21 protein-coding genes and 1 other RNA gene are annotated in these 21,522 nt (G+C 32.0%); 2 read left to right on the forward strand and 20 right to left on the reverse strand.

The genetic code is table 11. The features are described 5' to 3' along the window. Positions 1-141 precede the first annotated feature (141 nt). The 6 genes from LIX58_RS10355 to LIX58_RS10380 form a co-directional block, all read right to left on the reverse strand. Positions 142-780 carry an SDR family oxidoreductase gene (locus LIX58_RS10355; protein ID WP_126566881.1) on the reverse strand — a complete coding sequence of 213 codons (639 nt, stop codon included), beginning with the start codon at positions 778-780 and terminating at the stop codon, positions 142-144. Positions 781-978: 198 nt separating this feature from the next. Further along, entirely contained in the window at positions 979-2,112 is a 1,134-nt protein-coding gene (locus tag LIX58_RS10360) for a THUMP domain-containing class I SAM-dependent RNA methyltransferase (protein ID WP_226386315.1), read from the reverse strand. 130 nt (positions 2,113-2,242) lie between these two features. Next, positions 2,243-2,626, reverse strand: an RNA gene (gene rnpB, locus LIX58_RS10365) — RNase P RNA component class B. A 113-nt stretch (positions 2,627-2,739) separates the two neighbouring features. Further along, on the reverse strand, positions 2,740-3,075 hold the full coding sequence (gene gpsB / locus LIX58_RS10370; protein WP_126566883.1) for a cell division regulator GpsB: 336 nt from the start codon (positions 3,073-3,075) through the stop codon (positions 2,740-2,742). Positions 3,076-3,085: 10 nt separating this feature from the next. After that, positions 3,086-3,649 (reverse strand): DUF1273 domain-containing protein, encoded by a 564-nt coding sequence (locus LIX58_RS10375; protein ID WP_413470818.1) that lies wholly within the window; start codon positions 3,647-3,649, stop codon positions 3,086-3,088. A gap of 13 nt (positions 3,650-3,662) precedes the next feature. After that, positions 3,663-3,998, reverse strand: a complete 336-nt coding sequence (locus LIX58_RS10380; RefSeq protein ID WP_226386316.1) for a DUF1798 family protein — start codon at positions 3,996-3,998, stop codon at positions 3,663-3,665. Between the two features lie 305 nt (positions 3,999-4,303). On the opposite strand from LIX58_RS10380, the gene recU reads away from it, so the two are divergent. Together recU and LIX58_RS10390 are read left to right on the forward strand one after the other, a co-directional pair. Continuing rightward, positions 4,304-4,930 (forward strand): Holliday junction resolvase RecU, encoded by a 627-nt coding sequence (recU, locus tag LIX58_RS10385; RefSeq protein WP_126566886.1) that lies wholly within the window; start codon positions 4,304-4,306, stop codon positions 4,928-4,930. After that, positions 4,927-7,209 (forward strand): transglycosylase domain-containing protein, encoded by a 2,283-nt coding sequence (locus LIX58_RS10390; RefSeq protein ID WP_154836832.1) that lies wholly within the window; start codon positions 4,927-4,929, stop codon positions 7,207-7,209. The genes recU and LIX58_RS10390 overlap by 4 nt, the downstream gene beginning before the upstream one ends. A 102-nt stretch (positions 7,210-7,311) precedes the next feature. On the opposite strand, the gene LIX58_RS10395 is transcribed toward LIX58_RS10390, so the two are convergent. The 14 genes from LIX58_RS10395 to aroA all read right to left on the reverse strand — a co-directional run bounded on the left by LIX58_RS10395 (position 7,312) and on the right by aroA (position 21,516). Continuing rightward, on the reverse strand, positions 7,312-7,635 hold the full coding sequence (locus LIX58_RS10395) for a YpoC family protein (RefSeq protein ID WP_154836834.1): 324 nt from the start codon (positions 7,633-7,635) through the stop codon (positions 7,312-7,314). A 19-nt stretch (positions 7,636-7,654) separates the two neighbouring features. Next, positions 7,655-8,299: an endonuclease III gene (gene nth / locus LIX58_RS10400; protein ID WP_154836836.1), complete on the reverse strand. Its 645-nt coding sequence runs from the start codon at positions 8,297-8,299 to the stop codon at positions 7,655-7,657. Next, positions 8,289-8,975: a DnaD domain-containing protein gene (locus LIX58_RS10405; protein ID WP_154836838.1), complete on the reverse strand. Its 687-nt coding sequence runs from the start codon at positions 8,973-8,975 to the stop codon at positions 8,289-8,291. The genes nth and LIX58_RS10405 overlap by 11 nt, the downstream gene beginning before the upstream one ends. A 93-nt stretch (positions 8,976-9,068) precedes the next feature. Next, positions 9,069-10,361 (reverse strand): asparagine--tRNA ligase, encoded by a 1,293-nt coding sequence (asnS, locus tag LIX58_RS10410; protein ID WP_154836840.1) that lies wholly within the window; start codon positions 10,359-10,361, stop codon positions 9,069-9,071. Positions 10,362-10,472: 111 nt separating this feature from the next. Beyond that, positions 10,473-13,175 (reverse strand): helicase C-terminal domain-containing protein, encoded by a 2,703-nt coding sequence (locus LIX58_RS10415; protein WP_226386317.1) that lies wholly within the window; start codon positions 13,173-13,175, stop codon positions 10,473-10,475. Positions 13,176-13,206: 31 nt separating this feature from the next. Further along, a complete protein-coding gene (locus tag LIX58_RS10420) occupies positions 13,207-14,178 on the reverse strand; it encodes a biotin--[acetyl-CoA-carboxylase] ligase (protein WP_154836844.1) in 972 nt (323 codons plus the stop codon). After that, the gene (locus LIX58_RS10425; RefSeq protein WP_154836846.1) at positions 14,165-15,367 is read right to left on the reverse strand and encodes a CCA tRNA nucleotidyltransferase; all 1,203 of its coding nucleotides are present in this window, start codon (positions 15,365-15,367) and stop codon (positions 14,165-14,167) included. Before LIX58_RS10425 ends, LIX58_RS10420 begins: the two co-directional genes overlap by 14 nt. A gap of 1 nt (position 15,368) precedes the next feature. Further along, positions 15,369-16,499 carry an N-acetyl-alpha-D-glucosaminyl L-malate synthase BshA gene (gene bshA / locus LIX58_RS10430; RefSeq protein ID WP_126566895.1) on the reverse strand — a complete coding sequence of 377 codons (1,131 nt, stop codon included), beginning with the start codon at positions 16,497-16,499 and terminating at the stop codon, positions 15,369-15,371. A 32-nt stretch (positions 16,500-16,531) separates the two neighbouring features. Beyond that, on the reverse strand, positions 16,532-16,849 hold the full coding sequence (locus LIX58_RS10435) for a nucleotide pyrophosphohydrolase (RefSeq protein ID WP_126566896.1): 318 nt from the start codon (positions 16,847-16,849) through the stop codon (positions 16,532-16,534). 190 nt (positions 16,850-17,039) lie between these two features. Next, positions 17,040-17,741 carry a zinc metallopeptidase gene (locus LIX58_RS10440; RefSeq protein WP_126566897.1) on the reverse strand — a complete coding sequence of 234 codons (702 nt, stop codon included), beginning with the start codon at positions 17,739-17,741 and terminating at the stop codon, positions 17,040-17,042. 26 nt (positions 17,742-17,767) lie between these two features. Next, a complete protein-coding gene (locus LIX58_RS10445; RefSeq protein WP_154836849.1) occupies positions 17,768-18,385 on the reverse strand; it encodes a DUF1405 domain-containing protein in 618 nt (205 codons plus the stop codon). A gap of 6 nt (positions 18,386-18,391) precedes the next feature. Then, on the reverse strand, positions 18,392-18,952 hold the full coding sequence (locus LIX58_RS10450; RefSeq protein ID WP_154836851.1) for a YpiB family protein: 561 nt from the start codon (positions 18,950-18,952) through the stop codon (positions 18,392-18,394). Between the two features lie 14 nt (positions 18,953-18,966). Next, on the reverse strand, positions 18,967-20,211 hold the full coding sequence (locus LIX58_RS10455; protein ID WP_126566900.1) for a tetratricopeptide repeat protein: 1,245 nt from the start codon (positions 20,209-20,211) through the stop codon (positions 18,967-18,969). A 6-nt stretch (positions 20,212-20,217) separates the two neighbouring features. After that, positions 20,218-21,516, reverse strand: coding sequence for a 3-phosphoshikimate 1-carboxyvinyltransferase (aroA, locus tag LIX58_RS10460; RefSeq protein WP_154836853.1), 1,299 nt, complete (start codon positions 21,514-21,516; stop codon positions 20,218-20,220). Positions 21,517-21,522: the final 6 nt, after the last annotated feature.

Genomic DNA, 21,522 nt, shown 5'->3' on the forward strand with positions numbered 1-21,522 from the left:
ATAATAAAAAAGTAAGGTTATAAATCATCTAAGAATTATAACCCTATTAATAGAAAGTGATAGCAAAAGTTAATCAATACTTTTGAAATCATTTATTAAATTTTATCACACTCATAAATTTTAAAAAATATAAATAGAACTTTAATTAAACCACGCTGGCTTATCTCCATCGGTATTTGGTTTATTAACACCTATATTGTCTCTTGAATAAAGTTCAGGATTTTTAGCTATACGCACAGCTAAATTAGCAATACTACGTCTTGATACTTCTGTACCTTTAAATTCAGTATTTTTAGATGTAACTTCATAATCTGATTCATTTTTAAATGTTAACCAAGCTGGGCGAATAATTGTGTAATCTAAATCTGAAGCTTCAATGATATCAGCAGCTTTGCGATATTTATCTAATTTCTCACCAAATTGTTCTTTGTTAAATTCATTAAATTTTGTTGGTAACTCATTATAAATTCCTGGCGCTGCAATGAAAATTAAGCGTTTAACGCCTTTTTTATTCATTGCCTTAACGATAGCATCAGCTTCAATATCTAATGAACCAGATAAACTAGCGAAGACGACATCCACTTTATTTAATGCTTTTTCTAAGTCTTCTTCATTTTTCGCGTCCCCTTCAAATACTGTAATACGATTAGATGCATAATCAGGAATACGATGTGCATTTCTTAAGAATAAATCCACATTAAATGATGTATCTTCTAAAAATATTTTAGTTGCCTCAATAGAAACTTTACCATTTGCGCCTATAATTAAAACAGTTTGCATATTTCTCTCTCCTCACTAAGATGTAATTAATATGTATGTAGTTAAAACACTCTTATTATCACTTTACATTAGTCATAATAAGAGCGCTAATAAATTGTTTAAATTAATTAAATTTTTTCTAATATGTTAAAGAAAATTTACAAATTTAATAAAAACTAAACTTGAAAAATTTGTTATTTATATTTATGAAAGTAATTATTATTTTTTTGCAGGTTTTTGACCCCAGTATTGATAATAAGTACATTCAATATAACCATTAAATAATTTGCGTCGTTTAGTTGCTTTTTTATCAACAAGATATTCAAATTCTTTATTGCTAGTCAAAATATAAGCAGATAAATAAGGATGTTGTTTCATTAATTTTCCGATATAGCGATACATCTCTTCAACTTCATCTCTATCACCAATACGTTCTCCATAAGGTGGATTACCTACTAGAGCAACTGGCGCTTCTGTATCAATAGTTAATGTATTTACATCTTTGACACTGAACTGAATAATATCTCCTAGACCTACTTCTTCTGCATTACGTTTAGCTATTTCAACCATTTCAGGATCAATGTCAGAAGCAAAGACTTGGATTTCTTTATCATAATCAGCTTGTTTATCAGCTTCATCTCGCATTTCATCGTAAATGTTTGGAGGCATAATGTTCCATTCTTCAGAAACGAAATCACGGTTAAATCCTGGTGCGATATTCTGAGCAATTAAACATGCTTCAATGGCAACAGTTCCTGAACCACAGAATGGATCAATGAATGGCGTATCGCCTTTCCAATTGGCAAGTCTTACTAAACATGCTGCTAATGTTTCTTTAATTGGTGCTTCACCCTGAGCAATACGATAGCCACGTCTATTTAGTCCTGAACCTGATGTGTCAATCGTAAGTAAGACATTATCTTTTAGAATAGCTACTTCTACAGGATATTTAGCGCCACTTTCATTTAACCAGCCTTTTTCGTTATAAGCATGCTTTAAGCGTTCAACAATCGCTTTTTTAGTAATAGCTTGGCAGTCTGGCACACTGTAAAGAGTAGATTTAACGCTTCGTCCTTGTACAGGAAATTGACCTTCTTTATCAATAATATCCTCCCACGGTAAAGCTTTCGTTTTCTCAAACAATTCATCAAATGTTTTAGCATTAAATCGCCCTACGACAATTTTAAGTCGATCAGCAGTTCGTAACCATAAGTTACATTTAACAATAGCCTTTGCATCTCCTTCGAAAAAGATACGACCATTTTCTACTTGTGTTTCATAGCCAAGTTCTTGGATTTCTTTTGCAACGACTGCTTCTAAACCCATTGGACATACTGCTAATAATTGGAACATTGGTTTGTCTCCTTTGTCAATATTGTTATGTTATATGTTAACAGAATTTAAATTATATATGTATCAGTATTAATTGGAAAAATGAAAAAAGCTCTCCATCAAATGGGAGAGCTAAACTAGTCAATGATATTTCTGTAAGCCATGTTCTGTACCGTTGTACTCATAACGTACACTAGTTGTACTGGTACTCTGGTGGTAACCATCTGTCTACATATCTTTATTATGCGAATAAAGACGTCTCGTTTATACGTTGAATTCCGCTAAACAAGTGCTCCTACCTAATTTGGATTGCTCACTCGAGGGGTTTACCGCGTTCCACCTTTTATATTTCTATAAAAGCTACGTCACTGTGGCACTTTCAAACTATTCTAGCCATATCTAAAGACTTAGGCTATTTCGTTGCCGTCAAATTAATGCCTTGATTTATTGTTTCATCAAGCACGAACACTACAGTCATCTCAGACTGTGTGAGCATGGACTTTCCTCTATATTTCTATAGCGATTACCCAAAATATCACTTTTGCGATTATAACATAAATTTAAAAACTATAACAGATATTTTTACTTTTAAAACATATAATACATACTAGCAAGTTTGCTTGTACTTACAATGATTAATCTTAATGATTATTTGCCAAATACGGCTTTTTCAAGATTTGAAATTCTTTTTAGAATATCTACATTATTCGATGAACTTGAATTGTTTGAAGAGAATGATTTGTTATCAGAAGGTCTAGATGTCGCTACTCGTAATCTTAAATCTTCTACTTCTTTTTTTAGTTTGTTATTTTCTTCAGATAATTTAACTACTTCGTTATTTAAGTCAGCCATTTTTTGATAATCAGTAATGATATCGTCTAAAAAAGCATCCACTTCCTCACGGCGATAACCGCGTGCCATCGTTTTTTCAAAGTCTTTTTCATAAATATCTTTTGCTGAAAGCTTTAAAGAAACATCTGCCATTTTTTCCACCTCATTCGAAACTTTGATCTTGTTCCCACTGTAAATCATTTATAAAAGCAGTGAGTTCATCAAATGCAACAATATCACAAGTATAGTTCGTTTTATCCATAAAATCAACTAACATCCTCTTGAAGAACTTGGGGCTCCCCTCTTGTTCATCATCATAAATTAATAAGGTCATGTCTGTATGATCTAGCATAAATTGATCTGTTTGTTTAAATTGATAAGGCCCTTCATATTCAGTGTGATGGACACTCTCAAGAAAGTCTGCTTTTTCTACAATAGCATTGTACTTCGTTTGATTGACTTCATTCCATTTCGACGTATGTCCATAAAATGGAGTAATTATCCCGAGTTTCAATTCGGGATAAGTTTGTTTTAAATCTAGCACAACATCAGCTGTCCAAAGTTCAATTCCAATTTGACCTTGAATTAATACCCATTCAAGACCTTCATCGATATATTGTAATAACTTATGTTTAATGAATGCTTTCAAATATTCCACTTCAGGCATATCATCTTTAAAAATGTTTAACTCGAAAGATTTGTATCCCGTAACATATAACGTCTTCAAAGTATACATCACTCTATTCTTTAGTGTATTCAAGTAAATAGTTTAAGTCATAATTAACGGCTTTAAATTTTTCTGTAAAAAGTTTTCTACTTGTTCTATGGAAATGACAATCTACTGATAATTCTTTGATATTGTTTACCAATAAATCGAATTTTCGTTCATTCATATAAGCCAATTGTATAATGTCATCTTTATGTTGTATTAGCTCGTTTAATATACCATCAATATAATGAGCATATGGAACAACCTTCTGATAAAAGTCAAAATCTTCACTTGTTGTTTTAACTTCATTATATTGTGTTTCAATATATTGAAGTTCTTTCAATAGTTCTTTTACAACTTTCTCCATAAAGATGCCTCCTACACTGATTTAATGTATCACAATTCATTTCTACCGTCATGTAGTAGTAAACAAACGAAAGTTTAACATTTTCTAGAATTCTTTCATTATTGTAATGTTACGCAGACCTTATAAATTGAGTCATATATTGTTTTCACAGTTAAAGAACGTTAAAATAGAGGAGGTTAATAATGAACTTTCATTATTTTCTAAATTAGTTTGTTATATAGTAATCGCATAAAAAGTACATTGATATAGATTAGTACATCTAGATATTTTATAGTTGCTATTAATGAACTAGCGTGGTGAATACTATGAATTATCCTAACGGGAAACCTTTCAAGGGAAATAAGACTAACGTCGGAAGTCATTCACGTCCCTCTTATAGTAAAATAGAATATGGTGGACGAGGTATGTCCCTTGAAAAAGATATTGAACTATCTAACGATTATTATTTAAATCATGGAAAGGCTGTTATACATAAAAAACCTACACCAATCCAAATCGTTAATGTTCACTATCCTAAACGAAGTAAAGCAGTGATTAATGAAGCTTACTTTCGTACCCCTTCTACAACTGATTATAATGGCGTTTATAATGGCTATTATATTGATTTTGAAGCAAAGGAAACTAAAAACAAAACTTCTTTTCCTTTAAATAATATTCATGATCATCAAGTCGAACATATGAAGAATACATTTCTTCAGAAAGGAATTGTATTTTTATTAATAAGATTTAAAATGCTTGATGAAGTATATCTTTTGCCTTTTTCTAAATTTCAACCTTTTTGGAAAAGATATAAAAATGAAATAAAAAAATCAATAACAGTTGAAGAAATAAGAAAAAATAGTTACTATATTCCTTATCAGTATCAACCAAGATTAGATTACCTCAAGGCTGTTGATAAGTTGATATTAGATGAAAGTGAGGACCGCGTATGACGGAAAACAAAGGATCTTCTCAACCCAATAAAGGGAAAAATGGGAAATCCAAAGAAAAAAAGAATAGAAATGTAAAACGAACGATTATCAAGATTATAGGCTTTTTATTAATCGCCTTTTTCATCTTAGTTTTACTCGGTATTTTATTATTTGCATATTATGCTTGGAAAGCACCAGCATTTAATGAATCTAAACTCCAAGATCCTAAACCAGCCGAAATTTATGATAGGAATGGCGAACTGGTTAAAAAATTGGATAATGGTGCTAGAAGAGAACATGTTGATTTAAAAGATGTTCCTAAAAATATGAAAAATGCCGTGCTAGCAACTGAAGATAACCGTTTCTATGATCATGGTGCCTTAGACTACAAACGTTTATTAGGTGCTGTTGGTAAGAACTTAACTGGTGGATTTGGTTCTCAAGGTGCTTCAACGTTAACTCAACAAGTAGTTAAACGTTCATTCTTAACTGAGAAAAAATCTATCGGACGTAAAGCACAAGAAGCTTACTTATCATATCGTCTGGAGCAAGAATACAGTAAAGATGAAATTTTCCAAATGTATTTAAATAAAATTTATTACTCTGATGGCGTTTATGGTGTTAAAGCTGCAGCTAAATATTATTTCGATAAAGATTTGAAAGACTTAAATTTAGCTGAAGAAGCATACTTAGCTGGCTTACCTCAGGTTCCTAACCTTTATAATATTTACGATAATCCTAAACAGGCTGAAAGTCGTAAAGAAACTGTTTTATATTTAATGCACTATCATCATAGAATTACAGATAAGGAATACCAAGAAGCTAAAAAGACTTCATTAGAAGATAACTTAGTGAAACGTTCTACTAAAGAACGTCAAATTGGTTCAACTGATGAAGATCCAGAATACGATTCTTATGTTAACTTTGTAAAAGCTGAATTAATGAATAATAAACGCTTTAAAGATAAAAACTTAAGTGAGTTATTACAAAGTGGCATTAAAATCTACACTGATATGGATAAAGATGTTCAAAAAACATTACAAGATCGTATTAATAACGGTAATTACTATAAAAATGATGACCAACAAGTTGGTGCAACAATTCTTGATAGTAAAACCGGTGGCATTGTAGCCATTTCTGGTGGACGTAACTTCAAAGACGTAGTTGACCGAAATGCAGCAACAGATGCTCACTTAACTGGTTCATCACTAAAACCATTCTTAGCATATGGTCCAGCCATTGAAAATATGCAATGGGCAACAAATCATGCTATCCAAGATGAATCAAGTTATCAAATTGATGGTGGTACTTTCCGAAACTATGATAGTCAAGGACATGGTACAGTATCTGCATATGATGCATTAAGACAAAGTTTCAACATTCCAGCGTTAAAAACTTGGCAAGAAGCTCAATCTAAAGGTGGCAAAGATTCAGTAAAAGACTTTGCTTCTAAAGTAGGTTTAGATTATCAAAATGATCTTGGCCCATCAGATATCTTAGGTGGTGGCGCTTCAGAGTTCTCACCTACTCAATTAGCTTCAGCATTTGCTTCAATTGCGAATGGTGGTACTTATAACAACGCACATTCAATTCAAAAAGTTGTTACTTCTGATGGTGACACTGTTGAATTCGATCACACAAGCCATAAAGCTATGAAAGATTATACATCTTACATGTTAGCTGAAATGTTAACTGGTACATTTAAACCTTATGGTTCAGCTTATGGTCATGGCGTTTCAGGTGTAACAATGGGTGCTAAAACTGGTACAAGTACGTATGGTGCAGAAATTAACCAACAATATAACTTGCCAGATAACGCTGCGAAAGACGTTTGGATAAACGGTTTTACACCTAAATACACAATGTCTATTTGGATGGGATTCAGCCAAATTAAAGAAGGCGGAGCTAACTCATTCTTAGGTCACTCTGAACAAGAATACCCTCAATTCTTATATGAGGACGTTATGTCTGACATTACTTCAAGTAATGATGGTGACTTCAAGAAACCTGATTCAGTTGTTGGCTCTAAAGCAAGTGATTTATCTGTAAGTGGTCACCCTGACAACAACACTACTACTCGTGAGGTTTACGGTAGTAACGGTTCTAGTGACGGCTCATCAAAAAAATCTAGCTCATCTACTGAATCGTCTAATGAGTCTTCAGAGAACTCAAATGACTCTGGAAACACTGGCAATACTGGAAACGGTGTAAACAATAATTCAACACAACAGAATAATACAAATGCTAATAACAATAATAATGGAAATACGATTTCTAACATTTTTAATTTCAATAGATAATCGCATAGAAGTTTAATCCGTTGTTAGTAAGTTGAATAATTATAATAAAAGGCTGGGCAATTTGCCCAGCCTTTTTACTATAATAATTTAAATATTTGAGGTTTAGCGTCGTTTTCTAATTTGATACGATGCATTCATTTTAATAAGTTCAACTTTTAATGTCTTCATTTGACTATAACCCATAAAGTGATATTTTCTAGCTAACATATAATTATATCGTTCTTCAAAATTCATAGGTACTACTGGATAATTCTCAAGATGACGTAAATCTATCTCCTCTACTTCATTAATTTGTTTAAAGAAATCAATGATTAATGTAAAGTACTGATCGATTACAGGTTTAGCTTCAGACGAATTAAGTGCCCTTTTACTTGCAAACTGATTTAATTCTTCCTCTAAAGGTTCAAAATCATGTTTAGTAATCATATTATCAAGCTTCCTTTTATTATGCTTTCATTCGCTTTTGTCCTTCTCTACAATCTTCTAATAAAGGACAAATCTCACACTTTGGTTTACGAGCAATACAATGGTAACGCCCAAAGAAGATGAGTTGATGGTGACTTTTACTCCATCTCTCCTTAGGAATAATGCTGCACAATCTATCCTCGACTTGAGTAACATTATCTTTCCATCTATTAATGCCTAAACGTTTAGATACACGTTCTACATGAGTATCCACTGCTAATGAAGGTTCTCCAAATGCTACACTCATCACTACATTGGCGGTTTTACGTCCTACTCCTGCTAGGCTTTCAAGTTCTTTATGTGTATGTGGCACTTCTCCATCAAATTTTTCAAGTAAAGATTCACATAACTTTTTAATATTCTTTGATTTATTTCGATATAAACCAATTGAACGAATATCTTCTTGTAACTCTTCTATATCGACTTTCACATAGTCTTCAGGTGTTTTATATTTTTTGAAAAGTGAACGTGTAACTTTATTAACTAAATTATCTGTACACTGAGCGGATAACAAAACAGCGATAGTAAGTTCAAATGCATTATCATGTTTTAATTCACATTCCGCGTCAGGAAACATATCAGCTATTACATCTATCATTTCAAGTGCTTTTTTCTTACTTATCATCTAATTTCTCTCCATTTAACCAATCAAATTTCGGTACATGTTTAACAGTATGAGTCATTTTAGGTTTGTTAAATTGTTCTCTTATTTTTTTAGATTCATCTATCGTTGTGACGTTATTCTTTTTCCAATTTAATAAGATGCGATCTACGTATTTAAAGCTAAGTTTGTCATGGCTATAAGCTTCATCTAATGCTGAACGAATTAATGCAAAATCATGTTGATCTACATCAATCCATTGATTCAATGTCTCAACTTCATAAGGAGACAAAGGTCTAGCGAATAATTGTTCAATATATTGGAATAAATCTTTAAATTGTTGTTGAGAATTTGATTGTTTATTATCGACTTCATCTTGAGCTAAGATGTGACTCAATTTCTCATAAAATCCGTCCAAATTCATATATTCGGTAAATTTACCTTCTTCATCTTTTTTTACTTGGAGTTCTAACAAGTCTCTTTGAATTAAATTTTGAATAATAGAAGTAACTTCTCTAGGTTCCATTGTTGAACCCTTTTTCAGAAAGTCTATAGAAGGTTGTTTATTTGAAGTTTCTGAGGCATAGATAAGTTTAATCAATATGATTAAATCTTTCTCGGACATACCTAATTCTGAATAATGATCTAAAAGCTCACGTCTCACGACGACAGGTCGTGTTTTAAGTTGAAACTTGTCCAAGTGAAATACCTCCTTTTTAAAAGTTGAAAAAGCGTCCAGTCAAATAGAGATGACTGGACGACATTTATATATGTGTTTCTGACTGTAGGCGACTTATGGATATAAACGATTTAATAAACGTGGGAATGGAGACGTTTCTCTAACGTGTTCCACACCTGAAATCCAAGCTACAGTACGTTCTAAACCTAATCCGAAACCACTGTGTGGCACGCTACCATAGCGACGTAAATCTAAATAATAGCTATAGCTTTCTTCATCTAATTGATGTTCATTAATACGTTGCTCTAATAAATCTAAGTCATTGATACGTTCTGAACCACCTATGATTTCACCATATCCTTCTGGTGCAATTAAGTCTGCACATAACACAGTGTCTTCATTCTCAGGATTTGGTTGCATATAGAAAGGTTTAATCTTAGTTGGATAATTAGTAATAAATACTGGTAAGTCATAATGATTAGCAATTGCTGTTTCATGAGGCGCACCAAAGTCTTCGCCCCATTCAATATCATCAAAACCTTCTTCTTTTAAGAATTTGATAGCATCATCATAAGAAATGCGTGGGAACGGTGTTGCCACTTTTTCTAGTTTACTTGTATCTCTATCTAATGCTTTTAATTCTAATTTACAGTTTTTAAGTACTGATTGCACGATATGTGCCACATATTGTTCTTGTACTTCTAAACTTTCTTCATGATTAGTGAACGCCATTTCAGGTTCAATCATCCAGAACTCGATTAAATGACGACGTGTTTTTGATTTTTCTGCTCTAAAAGTAGGACCAAATGAAAATACACGACCATGTGCCATTGCGGCAGCTTCCATGTATAGTTGTCCACTTTGAGATAAGAAAGCATCCTCATCAAAATATTTAGTATGGAATAGCTCACTTGTACCCTCAGGTGCACTTGCAGTTAAAATCGGTGGGTCAATTTTAGTGAAGCCATTTTCATTAAAGAATTCATAAGTGGCTCTAATGATTTCATTTCTGATTTTCATTACAGCATGTTGTTTTTTAGAACGTAACCATAAATGACGGTGATCCATTAAAAATTCAGTACCGTGATTTTTAGGTGTGATTGGATAGTCATGTGCTTCGTGAATAACTTCGATTGATTTCACTTGCATTTCATATCCTAAATCTGAGCGATTATCCTCAGTAATAACGCCTGTCACGTATAATGATGATTCTTGAGTGATTTCTTTAGCAAGTTTGAATGTGTCTTCATCAACTTCTGATTTGACAACTACACCTTGCATAAAGCCACTGCCATCACGTAATTGTAAGAATGCAATTTTACCGCTAGAGCGTTTGTTTGTTAACCAAGCACCAATAGTTACTTCTTGGTTAAGATGCTGTTTAGCTTGTTTGATAGTTGTTTTCATAACTAGTCTCCTATTTGAATTTTCTATTTATATAATCCTTTATTATTTTAACAAAATAGAAAGTGAAGTTCTAGCACATGGCTAGCTTGCGTTACGGATATTCTTCTCTTCCTATTTATTTTTATCTATATTTCGTTGGATTTTTTGTAACAATTTACTGAACTGTTGTATATCCCCTTTTTTCTGCACATAGTTCTCCAATGTTTGAGCAAAGAAAGATTGATAATTACTGTTCACAAGACGATCATCAAAAGAAACAATTAGCCCTTTGTCATCTTCTTTACGGATTAAACGACCTAGGCCTTGTCTAAAACGGGTCACGGCATCTGGTAAAACGTAATCTTTAAATGTGGAATCAAATTCTGAATCCATCAACCAATGTTTCGTATTGTATTTATTCATGAATGGCAATTTAGCTATCATGACACATTTAATACCGTTAGATTGATAATCAAATCCTTCAAAGAATGTAGATGTTCCTAAAAGAATTGATTTATCAAAATTATTAAATTGTTGTACGATCTTATAGTTTTGATTTTGTTGTTGCGTCAAAATAACGTAATCTTCAAAAGTTGGTAATTCATTTAATAATTCTTGAACCATATACATCATGCGATAACTTGTAAAAAGAACAAGACATTTAGACTCTGTAATAGAAACATACTCTTCAAGATAATCCACTATTGAAGCTACATAATCATCAATATTTTTATAATTATAAGACACTACATCGCTCGGTATATAGATGTTTGTGTTCTTTTTATTAGTTAAGGTTGACTGTACTTCATAAGTATTAAACTGTATTTCTTCATTAAACCAATTTTTAAATGCATCAAAGGAATGATTAAACGTTAACGTGCCTGAAATAAATGTTAAAGAATTAAATTTATCTAGTACTTGTGTTGTGAGAACGTCTTTTACAGCATAATCTTTTACAATTAATCGAATAGTTGATTTTTGAGATATATTTTTAATAGAAATATAAGCTGTATGATTATTTTTTAAGCTTTGCTCAATATTTCTGTAACTGTCATTGATATATAATAATTGCTTACGTATAGATTTAATGGTTTTATGCGTCATGCCATTGAAAAATTCCAAAGTTTTATTAATTTTATCTACAATCAAATGTAAATCTTTAAGTATCTGCGTTTTATCAAAATCAAATACATAATGATAACGATGCACTTCATCATCATGAACATCAGATGATTGTATGATTTTAAAGATATTATTAAATAAAACTTCATTTAAATCATGAATCTCACTAATATTACTTTTTAGCCCAAAGACATCAATTGGTGCAATGTCTAATCGCTCTAAAATACGTTGTTGTTCTAGTTGATCTACTGCTTTTAATAGTTTTTCATTTTCATTTTTACCTATTAATCCAAGTTGATACTTCAAATCTGAGTAGTTAAGTTCATTCGTCACTTGGTTAAGTGCATAATCCGGTAAACGATGGGCTTCATCTATAATGCAATCATCAAATAATTGATAGATTGAATTCTCTTGATCAGAATGTATTAAATGTGCATGGTTTGTTATACCGATTTGTATATTCTGAGCATTGCGCTTAATGTAATTATAATAATGAATATCATGTCTTACAGGCACATATGTTTCAACCTTTTGTTCAAAATACATTTTTTGGCCACCTTTAAGGTTCAATTCTTGAATATCCCCTGTCGCTGTTTCAGTGATCCAAATAAGTAACTGCATTTTTAAAATATTCACTTCATAGTTAGAAGTATCATCTTTTAAAATTTGGCTAATTAAGCCTAACGAAATATAATCACTTTTACTTTTAATTAAAGCTGCATTAATTTTAAAATTTAAAGCTTCATTCAAACTTGGTATATCTTTTTGAAGTAATTGATTTTGAAGCAATTTAGTATTTGTTGAAATCATAACGTGACGGCCAGTTTCTATATTGTACATTAAAGCTGCCAATAAATAAGCAAGTGACTTACCACTACCTAATGGCGCTTCTATCATCGCTTTGTCACTATGCATTAATTGTTCCAAAATAATTTCAGACAAATAAAGCTGCTGTGGACGATAAGTAAGATTTAAAGCTTCGGTTACTTTAGTATAAAGTTGTTTTAAAGAACCATTAAAGTGAGTTTGCGGTGCCTTTAAATCACTTTGTTTTTTATAAATAATCTGTTCGAATTGATCAAATTGTACATCTAATTCAATTTGTTTATGTTGACGAACCATTTCGAATAAAACGTTAAATAAGTCATACTTAAGGTTTTTACTTAAATAATAAAGTTGTTTAAGTGTATCTAGGGGAAGTTGCTCAAATTTTTTAAAGGCTTTTATCATTAAGTATGCCGTGGTCGTCGCGTCTTCATCCGCTCTATGTGCGTTTGCAAGTGGAATATTGTGAGAATTTGCCAACTCACTTAGCTGATAGCTCTTATCAGTAGGAAAGACAATTTTGAACAATTCTAACGTATCTATCACTTTTTTAGGCGTATACGTGATACCACTTTTTTCAAAGGCCTTTTTAATAAAATTAAGATCGAAATCTACATTATGTGCTACGAACACACAATCTTTTAACTGATTAAAAATTTCATCTGCAATTTCATGGAAATATGGTGCTTCTTCTAACATCGTTTCTTCAATAGAAGTCAATGCTTGGATGAATGGCGGTATTTCTAAATCAGTACGTATCATTGAATGATAAGTTCCAGATATTTTATTATCACGAACGAATGTAATACCAATTTGTATAATTTCATCATAGTCAAGTTGATTACCGGTCGTCTCTAAATCAACTACCGCAAAACTTGTGTTTGCCATTTATATCTCTCCTTATTCCCATGTCTTATACTTATATATCTATATCTGCGCTTATTAAACGTCTGACTTCGTTGTTTTCGTCTTTCACCATTAAGAAACCATCTTGGTCTATATCAATCGCTTCTCCTATAAATTGAGTGTCATTTTCAGTGAATCGCAACTTACGATGCCAGATGTTTGAAGCTTCGATATATTCTTCTCTAATTTCACTGAATGGTTGATTTAAAAATTGAGTATAGCGTTTTTCAATCTCATTAATTAATGTTATTAAAAAACGATATCTATCTATTTTTTCATCACTATGTAAGCGAATACTTGTTGCTCTATGTTCAATCTCTTTTCCGAAATCTTCTTTATCGTGATTAATATTAATGCCTATGCCACAAATAATTGCTTCAATAGCATCGTAGTTCGCTACCATTTCAGTTAAAAAACCACATACTTTTTTATTGTTAATATAAATATCATTAGGCCATTTAATCGCTACTTTATCATTAGAGAACATTTGGATGGCATCTCTAATGCCTAATGCGATAAATAAATTAAATTTCGGAATCATTGAAAATGGCACATTAGGTCTTAAAACTAATGACATCCATAATCCTTTACCTTTTGATGACGCCCAGTTTCGATTAAATCTACCACGTCCTTGTGTTTGTTCCTCACTAAGTATCATCATTGAGTCTTCATAGTTTACTAAAGTTTGCTTAGCAATCGTTTGTGTCGATTCAACAGAATCATACACTTCTACAGTAGAAATGAGATTCTGTTGTTCTAACAAATTAGTTACAATGCCACTATACCATTGATTAGGTAATGCATTTAGTTTATGACCTTTTTGATTAATAGATTTAATATCGAAACCTTCTATTTTTAATTGATCAATAATTTTTTTTACTGCGGCTCTAGAAATTTGTAATTGATCTGCGATATATTGACCTGAAATATATTCAGATTGGTTTTTATATAGCATTGCTATAACATCTTGACTATATTTTGACATTGTCATCCACCCACTTCAAAATTTCATCTTTAGTATTTTGAACTTTACCAGTAACAACTGCGCCTTCTACTTTACGAAGTAATTCTTTTAACCATGGTCCACTCTTCTTTTGAAAATGATTTAACAAGTCGCCACCATTAATATTCATATCTTTACGAGTTTGAATAGGAAGTTGATTCGCTATTTCATTAATTGTTTGTTCGTTAATAATTAATGGTGAAGCCGTTGCTAAGCTATTAGCATGAAGTATAGACTGAATGTTAAGTACTTCTTGTATATTTGTCTTACCATAATCGTACACACATAGTTTCAAATCGTCTTTATTATTGATTTGTGGCAATACTGTCATTATTTTTGAATAAAGTTGAATATCTGATTTTTCTTTATTACTAATTTTTAATTTTGATAATGACGTTTGAGGTTGACATTTAGTTATAATGATAGCTAGCCACATTTCAAATCTGATCGGCGTCTCTATTTTGACTTGATTCATATCTATATCTTTGAAAAAAGGAACATGCGCAAATAAGCCTAATGTTAATAAATTACTGTAACTTTCCCCAACATTTTGGCCACTTATTAATTTCTTTAATTCGACTACAATACGTTCAATTGATAAGTGTTCTATATCTTCAATTTGCTCTTGCATAGCAATATAGGTCATTTTGTCTATTATAAAATCTAATTGTGATTGAAAGCGTAGCCCTCTAAGAATGCGTAAAGCATCTTCGCTAAAACGCTCTTGTGCATCTCCAACTGTTCGAATAAGTCTATGATTGATATCATCTTGTCCTTCAAAATAGTCATAAAGTTTATAATTTTTATCCATAGCGATAGCATTAATTGTAAAATCTCGACGTTGAACGTCTTTATATAAATCACGAACAAAATATACTTCACTTGGTCTACGGTGATCTACATAGTCTGATTCTGCTCTAAACGTAGTCACTTCATAGTTATCACCTTGATAGACTACGTTGACTGTCCCGTGTTCTCTACCAATAGGAATTGTATGGTCAAACATATCTTCTATTTCATCAGGTGTAGCACTAGTGGTGATGTCAATATCATGAACTGCTCTATCCATAATATAATCTCTCACTGAACCTCCAACGAAATAAGCCTCAAAGTCATTTTTTTCAATTGTATCTAAAATAGGCAACGCCTTTTCAAATAATTCAATACCCATATTATGCCTCTTCTTTGTTTAACATTTTTTTATAATAATATTCATATTGATCCGTAATTAAATCTGAAGCAAAGCGTTCTTCAATATCCTTTAGCATATTAGATTGTAATTTATTATAAAGTGATGGATTAGTTAATAATTCTAAAGCATAATTACTAGCACTTTCACTATCGCCGACATCTACAATGAAACCTGTTTCTTCATGTTTTATTACTTCTTTAATACCACCAGCATTAGAACCAATAGGTACTACACCTGTCTTCATAGCTTCAAGTAGTGTCAGACCAAAGCTTTCTTTTTCACTTAGTAATAATACTAAATCTGACATTTGATAAAATTCACTTACTTGATCTTGTTTGCCTAAAAATAAAACATACTCTTCAATATCAAGTTCTCTAGCTTTCTTTCTCATATCGAGTAATTCAGGTCCATCACCTAATAAAATAAGCTTACTTGGTAACTTTGCATGTACTTTTGCAAACGTTTCTAATATCGTATCTATACGTTTTACTCTTCTAAAATTAGATACATGAATTAAAACTTTCTCTTCAGGTTTTATGCCATACATTTCTTTTAGTTTTGTTTCGCGACGTGTTGGGAATTCATTTTCACGGACAAAATTATAAATAGGTACAATTTCTTTCTCTGTTTCAATAATATCTTTAGTCTGCTTTGCTAATGAATGGCTTACGCTCGTTACAATATCGCTTTGTTCAATACCAAATTTAATTGCTCCTTTGAGTGAATGATCATAGCCTAGAACTGTTATATCTGTGCCATGTAATGTGGTCATAATCTTAATATCTCTACCTGACATTTGACGGGCTAGAATACCACACACTGCATGAGGCACTGCGTAATGCATATGTAAGATATCTAAATCATACTCTTTGATCACATCAGAAATCTTTGTACTTAGCGTAATGTCATAAGGGGGATATTGAAAAACAGCGTATTGATTAACTTCAACTTGATGAAATCTAATATTTGGTAAAGGTTTACGAATTCTAAATGGAATGTTTGAAGTAATAAAGTGGACCTCATGCCCTCTTTCAGCCATTTTAATCCCTAATTCGGTCGCTATAATCCCGGAACCACCCATTGAAGGGTAACAAGTTATACCTATTTTCATAAGGCAATTCCCGTCCTTTCTATTTGTATCGTTTATTTACGCTCGAAACGATCTTTATCTCGTGTATTGAACTTGTACATTGTCTCGTTAAAACTTTCAGTCATATCAATATCTAATGAGTTGGCGATGCAAAGTAATACGAATAAATTATCGCCAAGTTCTGCTTTGATTGTATTTTCTGCTTCGGAGTCTTTCTTTTTCTTTTCACCATGATAGTGATTAATCTCTCTTGCTAGTTCGCCTACTTCTTCAGTTAAACGAGCAAGGTTAGCCAATGGGGAGAAATACCCTGCTTTAAATTGTCCGATATAGTCATCGACTTCATTTTGCATATCTTTCATTGATTTCATAACTAAACTCCTTTGCAAATGATTCTAATATAGTATATATCATATTAAACAATCATGCATTTTATGAATATGGAAAACATCAATTAATTTAAATTGCTAGTTGAAAGTAGATTTATATAAATGAGTCATATCAATTTTAATAAAAAAACTGGCATTTACTCTTATGAGTAAATACCAGCTTGAAAATGACTTAGTTATTATCGCTTGCTTTTGCCATTAAGATAATTCTTACAAGCTCAGCAACAGCTGTAGCAGTTGCTGCAACATATGTCATAGCAGCAGCAGATAATACTTTTTTCGCATGTTTATATTCTTTTTCATTCACAATATTTAAAGCAGTAATTTGTTTCATTGCTCTTGAACTTGCATCGAATTCAACAGGTAATGTAACAATAGAGAAAAGCACCGCTAATGATAATAATCCAGCGCCAATCCATAATGCTGTTGAACCAAATGCACTACCCATAGCTGTTAAGATAACACCTAGCATGACAATCATATAACTAAGTGAACTACCTAAGTTTGCTAAAGGCACTAATGCAGTTCTAAAACGTAAGAATGCATAACCTTGAGCATGCTGAATAGCGTGTCCAACTTCATGGGCTGCAATAGCTGTTCCAGCTACTGATGGTCTATCAAAGTTTGCCGGAGATAAACAAACAACTTTTTTATTAGGATCATAGTGGTCAGTTAAAAAGCCTTCACCTTTCACGACATCCACATCATGAATGCCATTGGCACGTAGAATTTCTTCAGCTACTTCGCGACCTGTTTTACCACTTGTTGATCTAACTTGTGAATATTTTTCATAATTTGATTTAACTTTGTGTTGTGCCCACATAGGAATGAGCATAATAATGACGATATATATTATATAAGACACTATTGACAATAATTCCACTCTCCTTTAATAACATTTTACTGGCTATTACCTTCATAATCAAATAATTTAAACTTTGATACAAATTGTAAATAATAATACATTATGATAGCTAGTATGCTCAATATAAATGCAATATACCCTACCATAGCCGTATGAGCAGCAATAAAATTATAATATGGATATTTGCCAAGAACATAGTCAATATAATCATTGTTGAATATACATATGATAGCTATAAATAACCCATGCATTGATATAGTAAATCTAGGATAGAAATATAAAGCTTCTATAGCCATAATACCGTGACTCATAATAAGAAAGATATTCATAATCGTTATATCATGAGCATAATAAATCATTATTACATTCATAATGACAGCCCACAGTCCGTATTTAACTAAAGTAACAAATGCTAATGCTTCTATAATTGAATTACGCTTATTGACAAGTAAGCCAATGATAGCGACACATAAAAATAACGAAGCAATTGGACTATCTGGAATGAATGGCAAAAAATACCATGGCGCTTTATTTAATTGATCACTATACCATATAAAGCCATATATCGTTCCACCAAAGTTACAAATGAGTAAAAACATCAAACAAGTACGATGAAAGAGTGTTAACTCCCAAAATTGTTTTAAATTAAGCATACATAATTAATCCTTTGATGATAAATAATGACGACGTGCTTTCAAATTATTTAGAATTTGAGTCAATTGATAAAATTGTTCTCGGTCATTCATTTGTAAACTTAAATCTATATTCACTTGTAATTGTTCTAATAAAGAATTTTCTTTATAAGTATCTAATATAAGATGATGAATATTTTCTAAATAAGATGCATAATGTGTTGAATGAATTAACTGTTGGATAATTAAATCATTGAACTTAGCATCAGGATAGTGCGCTTCATCAAAATGAATAAAAATATCAAAAGAAATAGCCTGATTTGTAATATAAGTGAATATCTCATTTGTATTAATTAGAATTCGATTATTTTTCGTTAGTTTTATAGCTGAAGCATTGGCGTATTTCAAACCTATTTCAAGTGTTGTATGATCTGCAATCCTACGATTAACGAAATGAATATTCTGTAAGCTTTTGGGTGATGCTTTTAAAAAGTTCAACAGCCAGACGCTAATCCTTGATTTAAAATGATAATGAAACAAAGCATATTCAATATAGCTTTGTTTCATACTGGTAAGTGTATGTTCCAAGAGGATCACCTACTTTAATAATCCAATCGGTTTGCTTCTTCGTGCCATGTTTCATTACTAGGATCAATTTCTAACAATTGATTTAGTATAGATTTTGCTTCTTCTTTATGACCAATTTCAGTTAAATAGAAATAATAGTCACTTAAGAAAGCACTTTGTGATTTCATTGTTGGATAAGCAAGTTCAAAGAAATGTTGCGCTTCTTTGTCTCGCTCTTCTTCTCCATAGGCATGAGCTAAATGCCACATAAATACCGGGTCTAAATCTTCCTCGTCCACGTAAGATAATAATTCAATAATTGCTTCATAATCTTCTTCATTACGGAACAAGTCACTTAAGATTAATAGTGGTTCATGATAGGCATTATCTACTTCAAGTGCTTGTTTAAGCAATGCGACACCTTCATTTGCATCACCATGTTCTATTTCTAGACTACCTGTTGAGACCATCAACTCTTTATAGAATTGATTTAAGCGTAAACCTTCTTTGCCGGTTTCAATCGCATCGGCATAATTCTTTTCATTCTCATATAAAGATTGTAAATAGAAGTATCCTTGAATAAAATCAGGATCTTTAGATAATAATGTCGTCATAATTTTAATCGCTTCTTGAGTGATATCATTCTTTTCATAAGCGATTGATTTTTTAAAGAAGTCTTCCGATGTCATTTCATCTTCATTTATTTCATCGAATAAATTAATGGCATCACTATAATTCCCACTTTGTAAAGCACAATCAGCCATGCGTGCGAATAAATTAACACCATTGACTTCATATTCGCCTGTATCTAAAACAACTTCATATTCACGAGTTGCACGTAAATATTGACCATCAAAGTACAGTAGTTCAGCTAAAGCGAAATGAATAATTGGATCATTAGGTTCAAGTTCGCGCGCTTCAATAAGCTTATCAATGGCCACTTCTATCATATTAATTTGTTGGTAAAGATCAGCTTCAAGCATTAGTTTTTCAGTAGAAAGCTCAACTTGACTTAAATATTCTAATGCTTCGTCTGTTTGATTCTCAGACATAAGTCCTTCAATAAAATAAATTAATAATTCACTTTCATCAGGATACTTATGATAAAGTGTTCTAAATACTTCTAGCCCTTGAGGTGTTAAACCGAAATTATATAAGGTTTCACCTAAGATGAATAAAGCATCGTCATTATTTGAATTTAATGCTTCATTGACACGTGTATCTAAGTTATCTAATTTTTGAAGATTGATATCGTCTATTAATTTATAGATATCCTCCATAGTGTACTATCCCTCATTTTCTAAAAGCTTTAATTTAGGCAAGAAACCTGGGAATGATACGTTAACTGCATCAAATTGACGGATTGTGATTGGTTCGCTACTTAATAATCCTGCTATAGCAAGCATCATACCTATACGATGATCCGTTAAACTATCAACAGTAGCAGGTGTCGTAAATTCAGATGGATGGATAATGAGCCCATCTGCGGTAGGTTGAAGTTCAAAACCTAATAATCCGAGCATATCAGCAGTTGTATCAATTCGATTTGTTTCTTTAACTTTTAATTCCTCTGCATCTTTTATGATACTAGTTCCTGTTGCTTGAGTACATAATAGTGCAATAATAGGTAATTCATCAATTGCTTTAGGGACTATATCCCCCTCTATATGCACTGGCTTTAAGTTTGGTGTATAAGTAATTCTAATAGACGCAGTAGGTTCAGAAGTTTGTGTAATATTAAATAATTCAATATTACCGCCCATTTGTTCAACGATGTCTATAATACCTGAACGTGTAGGATTTATGCCAACATTATGAATTGTAATGTCACTGCCTGGCGTAATTAATGCAGCTACAATAAAGAAAGCTGCTGATGAGATATCTCCTGGTACGTAGAAATCTCTTGGTTTGATGTTTTGAAGTGCGTTCGGTTCAAGTTTAATCGTCTTATCATCGACAGTAATAGGAATATTGTAATGTTCGAACATCGTTTCTGTGTGATTACGACTTATATCTAATTCAGTAATAATAGTCGTATCTTTAGCAAATAAACTTGCTAATAATATAGCACTTTTAACTTGCGCACTTGCTACTTCCATTTGGTAAGTAATACCTTTAATTGAAGCGGGTTCAATCACTAATGGTGTGTAATTGTTATCTATGCCACGAATATTTGCGCCCATGAGACGAAGCGGTTTCAATACACGACTCATCGGGCGTGTGCCAATAGATTTATCTCCAGATAATACGCACTCAATACCTAATCCACTCAGCAAACCAGCGAGTAACCGTGTTGTAGTTCCAGAATTTCCAGTATACAACGTTTGATGAGGCGTTTTAAAGTTCTCATATCCTGGTGAATCCACGATAATTTTATCATCTGTAATAGTAATATCAACACCGAGTAATTTGAAGATTTCTGCTGTACGTTGACAGTCTTCACCTAATAAAGGTTTGTGAATGACAGATTTACCTTTTGCTAAAGAAGATAACATAATTGCTCTATGAGTCATTGATTTATCTCCAGGCACTTCAATTTCACCTTTTAAAGGTCCATGTATATCTATAACTTGTTCATTTGCCATATTTTT

The sequence above is a fragment of the Staphylococcus sp. Marseille-Q1834 genome (assembly GCF_916858875.1).
Taxonomy (GTDB): Bacteria; Bacillota; Bacilli; order Staphylococcales; family Staphylococcaceae; genus Staphylococcus; species Staphylococcus pragensis.